This is a genomic window from Sphingomonas sp. (assembly GCF_042096255.1).
In the GTDB taxonomy this organism is placed as follows: Bacteria; Pseudomonadota; Alphaproteobacteria; order Sphingomonadales; family Sphingomonadaceae; genus Sphingomonas.
The window spans coordinates 1-4,984 of sequence record NZ_JBELLZ010000153.1 but is presented as its reverse complement, the minus strand read 5'-3'; the positions used below and the strand labels follow the sequence as shown (position 1 = coordinate 4,984).

4 protein-coding genes and 1 pseudogene are annotated in these 4,984 nt (G+C 66.2%); 2 read left to right on the top strand and 3 right to left on the bottom strand.

The window, feature by feature from the left end:
• Together ACFDTH_RS17360 and ACFDTH_RS17355 are read right to left on the bottom strand one after the other, a co-directional pair.
• On the bottom strand, positions 1-816 hold an 816-nt coding region (locus ACFDTH_RS17360), incomplete at its 3' end, for a sulfotransferase domain-containing protein (RefSeq protein WP_375288808.1).
• Positions 813-1,265, bottom strand: coding sequence for a GatB/YqeY domain-containing protein (locus ACFDTH_RS17355; RefSeq protein WP_375288807.1), 453 nt, complete (start codon positions 1,263-1,265; stop codon positions 813-815). The genes ACFDTH_RS17360 and ACFDTH_RS17355, both read right to left, overlap by 4 nt.
• 133 nt (positions 1,266-1,398) lie before the next feature.
• On the opposite strand from ACFDTH_RS17355, the gene carA reads away from it, so the two are divergent.
• Positions 1,399-2,568, top strand: a complete 1,170-nt coding sequence (gene carA / locus ACFDTH_RS17350; RefSeq protein ID WP_375288806.1) for a glutamine-hydrolyzing carbamoyl-phosphate synthase small subunit — start codon at positions 1,399-1,401, stop codon at positions 2,566-2,568.
• A gap of 59 nt (positions 2,569-2,627) precedes the next feature.
• Here carA and ACFDTH_RS17345 read toward each other — a convergent pair whose 3' ends face one another.
• Positions 2,628-3,986, bottom strand: a complete 1,359-nt coding sequence (locus ACFDTH_RS17345; RefSeq protein ID WP_375288805.1) for a calcium-binding protein — start codon at positions 3,984-3,986, stop codon at positions 2,628-2,630.
• Positions 3,987-4,188: 202 nt separating this feature from the next.
• Between ACFDTH_RS17345 and ACFDTH_RS17340 the strand changes: the two are divergent.
• A pseudogene (locus ACFDTH_RS17340) lies at positions 4,189-4,984 on the top strand (carbamoyl phosphate synthase large subunit); the annotation flags it as partial.

Sequence of the window (4,984 nt, the reverse complement as noted above, 5' to 3'; positions counted from 1 at the left end):
CGATCTCGCGCGTGCCAGCACCCGGTCCAGCTCCGCGATCGTCCCGGCCGACAGCTTTTCCAGATGGTCGCCCGGCGTCACCTTGCGGATGAACGCATCCGGGTTCTCCTGCTCGGGCATCACGTCGATCCACTTGAGGATCGCGTCCACCTGCCCCTGGCCCACCTTCCAGCCGAAGTGGGTGGCGACGTTGCGGACCATCCTCGCCTTGTCGAAGATCACGTCCTCGTATTTCAGCACCAGCAGCCGGGGGTCGCCGATCAGCGGGATGTAGCGCTCCACCGTTTCGGCCATGCGCTGGCCTTCGCGGCGGGCGAAATCCTCGACGGTCACCTGCTGGAGCGCTTCGCGCCGACGCAGCAGGTCCTCGCGCGCGCCATCATCGCCCTCGCCGGAAAACTTGGGCAGCGAATGGGTGCCGCGAGTGGAGAAATATTCGCTCACGATCGCATCGCGCGGATCGCGCACCAGAAGCACCTTGCGCGCGGCCTGGAACACGGCGTCGCGGGTAAGCCCGCCAGGCAGGTCGCGGAAGCCGCCATAGCAATTGCCGCCGACGATCAGCCCCTCGGGCGGAGTGAGCGGCGACCAGCGCGGCGCGGGCACGTTGTTCTCGAACAGGTCGCCGGCGATGTCGACCCAGTTCACCGCGTTGAACTTGGCGAGCAGCTTGACCGCGCGGTTGAACATCGAGCTGCCGGACTTGCGCACGCCCAGCACGAACCATGCCGGTCGCTCGGGCGCCGAGGCGTCGACCTGGAAGGTGACGCCCTCGAACTGTACGGGCACCGTCTCGCCCGTGAACCCCGGGTTCAAGAGAGGGCCGCCTTCACCAGGCCGCTGGCCTTGCTCATGTCCAGGCTGGCGGCGTGGCGCGCCTTCAGCTCGGCCATCACCCGGCCCATGTCCTTCATGCCGGTCGCGCCCAGTTCGGCCTTGATCGCCTCGATCGCGGTGCGGGTCTCGTCCTCGCCCATCTGCTGCGGCAGGAAGCGCTCGATCACCGCGATCTCGCCTTCCTCGGCGGCTGCCAGCTCCTCGCGCCCGCCCTGGCGGTACATGGCCACCGATTCGCGGCGCTGCTTGACCATCTTCTGGAGGACCTCGACCACCAGGGTATCGTCGTCGGCGGGCGCGCCGCCGGTGCGCACCTCGATGTCGCGGTTCTTGATCGCGGCCTGAATCAGCCCGATCGCGGCGCGCGCGTCCTTGTCGCCCGCCTTCATCGCCGCAATCTGTGCGGCCTTGATATCGTCTCGTATCATTTCAGATAGTTGCTCCTGATCGGCGCTATCTAGAGCCGTTTGGGGGAGATTAGAAGCATTGACCGCTCCGATGTGGAAGCCTAGCGGGCGGGGCTTAGCGACATCGCCGATCCTTGAGGAGTGCCCGCCGACCATGGCCGACGCCACGCCATTTCACGCGCCCAAACCCGCCGGGGCCACCGGCGTGCTCGTTCTCGCCAGTGGCGAGGTCGCCTGGGGCCGCGGATTCGGGGCGGAAGGCGAGGCGGTGGGCGAGGTGTGCTTCCACACCGCGATGACCGGCTATCAGGAGATCATGACCGATCCGTCCTTCGCGGGGCAGATCATCACCTTCACCTTCCCGCACATCGGCAATGTCGGCGTCAATCCCGACGATGTCGAGGCGGACGCGCCTCATGCGCTGGGCATGATCGTGCGCGAGGACCCGACCGCACCGTCCAACTTCCGCGCCATGGAGAATCTGGACGGCTGGATGCATCACCATGCGCGCATCGGCCTCGCCGGCATCGACACCCGCGCGCTCACCCGCCGCGTCCGCACGGGCGGCGCGCCCAATGGCGTGATCGCGCATTCTGCAGCGGGGGAGTTCGACCTCGACGTGCTGCTTGCCATGGCGAAAGGCTGGCCGGGACTGGAGGGCATGGATCTCGCCAAGACGGTGACGCGCGAGACCCACAGCAGTTGGGAAGGCGGCGTGTGGCGGCTGGGCTTCGGCTATGAGGCTGTGGAAGCCGGCGAACGACCGCATGTCGTCGCAGTCGACTATGGCAGCAAGTTCAATATCTTCCGCAACCTTGTGAAAGCGGGGGCGAAGGTCAGCGTAGTGCCGGCGGAGGCGACGTTCGACGAGATCATGGCGCTGGAGCCGGACGGCATCTTCCTCTCCAACGGCCCCGGCGATCCCGCCGCCACCGGCGTTTATGCGGTGCCGGTCATCCAGCAGCTGCTCGGCACGGACAGGCCGCTGTTCGGCATTTGCCTGGGGCACCAGCTGCTCGGCCTCGCGATCGGCGGGCGCACGACCAAGATGTTCCAGGGGCATCGCGGTGCCAATCATCCTGTGAAGCGGCTAAGCGATGGCGCGGTCGAGATCACCAGCATGAACCACGGCTTCGCGGTGGAGCGCGAGTCGCTGCCGGCCAATGCGCGCGAGACGCACGTCTCGCTGTTCGACGGCTCCAACGCGGGTCTAGAGCTGGCCGACCGTCCGGTCTTCAGCGTTCAATATCATCCAGAGGCGAGCCCGGGGCCGCAGGACAGCCTGTACCTGTTCCAGCGGTTCGTGGGATCTCTGCGGCGTTGACCCCGTCCGGCTCGACCCTTCCGGTCGCCCGCGGGATCGCACCCCGCGGGCGGTGCCGGTCAGAAGGCGAAGTCGCCCGCGACCACCTGCTCGACGCCGGTGAGCGTGATGGTGATCTCCGCCGCATCGTCGCCGAACACGTCCACGCCGATCGTGGTATTGCCGCCGGTCTGCTCGATCGTCAGGTCGCGGAAGTTCACGTTCAGGCGCGTCAGGTCGATCGTGTCGGTGCCGGAGACGAAGTCGAGGATCGAGTCGTCACCCGCGTGCTTGCCGATCACGAAGGTGTCGGCACCGGTGCCGCCGAGCAGTTGGTCGTCGCCCCGCGCGCCGCTCAGCACGTCATCGCCTACGCCGCCGACCAGGAAGTCCGCGTCGGAGCCGGTGTTGATGGCGTCGTTGCCGGCGCCGCCGTTGACGTAATAGTCTCGCGGCTGGTTGGCTCCATCGACGGTGTCGTTCCCGCTGGTGCCCAGCGAGACGATGTCGAACATGTTGCCGCGCTGGGTGCCGCTCACCAAGTCGCGGACGTCGAACTGGACGCCGCCCGAGGCGACAAAGGTGATGCCTTCGTCATCATAGCGGCCGACCGGTCCGGTCAGCACGTCCAGGATGCCTTCGGACTGCATGCGCACGGCCAGGCCGCCGTCCTGGTTGGCCATGGTGCCGGCATCACGGCTGCTGCCATTGCCCACCTCGGCGCTGGTGAAGGTCAGGCGAACTTCCTGGACCAGCCCGGTGTTGGTCACGGTCACGATGTCCATGCCCTGGCCCAGATTCACCCGGTCCGCGCCTGCGGTTGCCACGTCGACGCTCACGGTGTCGTCGCCGCGGCCGCCGAAGATACGATCGTCGTCCGCGCCGCCGATGAAGCCGTCATTGCCGGCCCCGCCACGAAGCACGTCCGCACCTGCGCCGCCGACCAGGACGTCGTCACCGCCGCCGCCATTGACCAGGTCATCGCCCATTCCAGCGTTGATATAGGCCGCAGCCGCTGTGCCGGCGTACCGGTTCGCACCCTGCGTGCCGAGCTGGACCAGAGTAAAGTGGTCGCCGCGTCCGACGCCGCTCACGAGGTCGCGCACGTCGAAGGTAAAGTCGCCCGTTGCGACAAAGGTGATCCCTTCATCGTCGAACCGGCTGACCGGCCCGGTGAGCGATCCGTCCGCGCTCTCGATCTGCGCGCGAACCGCCAGCCCGCCGTCCTGATTCGCCATCGTTTCGCTATCGCGTGCCGAGCGGTTGCCGACCTCGGCGCTGGTGAAGGTCAGGCGCACCTGGCTGAAGCCGTCACCGCTGACGCGCACGCGGTCCTGGCCGGTGCCCAGGTTCGTGCTGACTGCACCCTGGGTGATATCGAAGTCGAGCACATCGTCCTGTGGGCGGCGCTCGGTGCGCGCGCGCGATACATTCGGCATGGCCATCTCCTGATGTCGGGAAGGTTTAGCATTGGCGCCCGAAAAGGTTCAGGTCGGCGCCGCGGTAACTACGAAGCCCAGTTTCGAAAGATGCCCAGCAACAAAAACTTACCCAGATTGAATCGGCAACCATGCGAGCGGCACGCGTAGCGCCGAGCATTAGTCTCCGATCAGTAAGACAGACATTTCATTGGGAACCATCATGCCCAAACGCACCGACATCTCCTCCATCCTCATCATCGGCGCCGGGCCGATCGTGATCGGCCAGGCGTGCGAGTTCGATTATTCGGGCACGCAGGCGATCAAGGCGCTCAAGGAGGAGGGCTATCGCATCGTCCTGGTCAATTCGAATCCGGCGACGATCATGACCGATCCCGAGCTGGCCGATGCGACCTATGTGGAGCCGATTACGCCCGAGGTGGTCGCCAAAATCATCGAGGCGGAACGTCCCGATGCTGTGCTGCCGACAATGGGCGGGCAGACCGCGCTCAATACCGCGCTGGCGCTGTTCCGCGACGGCACGCTGGAAAAGTACGGCGTCACCATGATCGGCGCGGATGCCGAGGCGATCGACAAGGCGGAGGACCGGCTCAAGTTCCGCCAGGCGATGGACAAGATCGGGCTCGAGTCGGCACGAAGCCACATCGCGCACACCGAGGCGGAGGCGCTGGACGGGCTGGAGAAAGTGGGCCTGCCCGCGATCATCCGCCCCAGCTTCACCTTGGGCGGCACCGGCGGCGGCGTCGCCTACAATCGCGAGGAGTTCCTGGAGATCGTCCGTAAGGGACTCGATGCCAGCCCGACCACAGAGGTGCTGATCGAGGAATCGCTGCTCGGCTGGAAGGAATATGAGATGGAGGTGGTGCGCGATCGCGCCGACAATGCCATCATCATCTGCTCGATCGAGAATGTCGATCCGATGGGGGTCCACACCGGCGACTCCATCACCGTCGCGCCGGCGCTGACGCTGACCGACAAGGAATATCAGATCATGCGCA

What these genes read in the sequence shown, in the direction of transcription:
- carA (WP_375288806.1), top strand. Translation starts at nt 1,399, where the DNA reads ATGGCCGACGCCACGCCATTTCACGCGCCCAAACCCGCCGGGGCCACC.
- ACFDTH_RS17355 (WP_375288807.1), bottom strand. Translation starts at nt 1,265, where the DNA reads ATGATACGAGACGATATCAAGGCCGCACAGATTGCGGCGATGAAGGCG.
- ACFDTH_RS17345 (WP_375288805.1), bottom strand. Translation starts at nt 3,986, where the DNA reads ATGCCGAATGTATCGCGCGCGCGCACCGAGCGCCGCCCACAGGACGAT.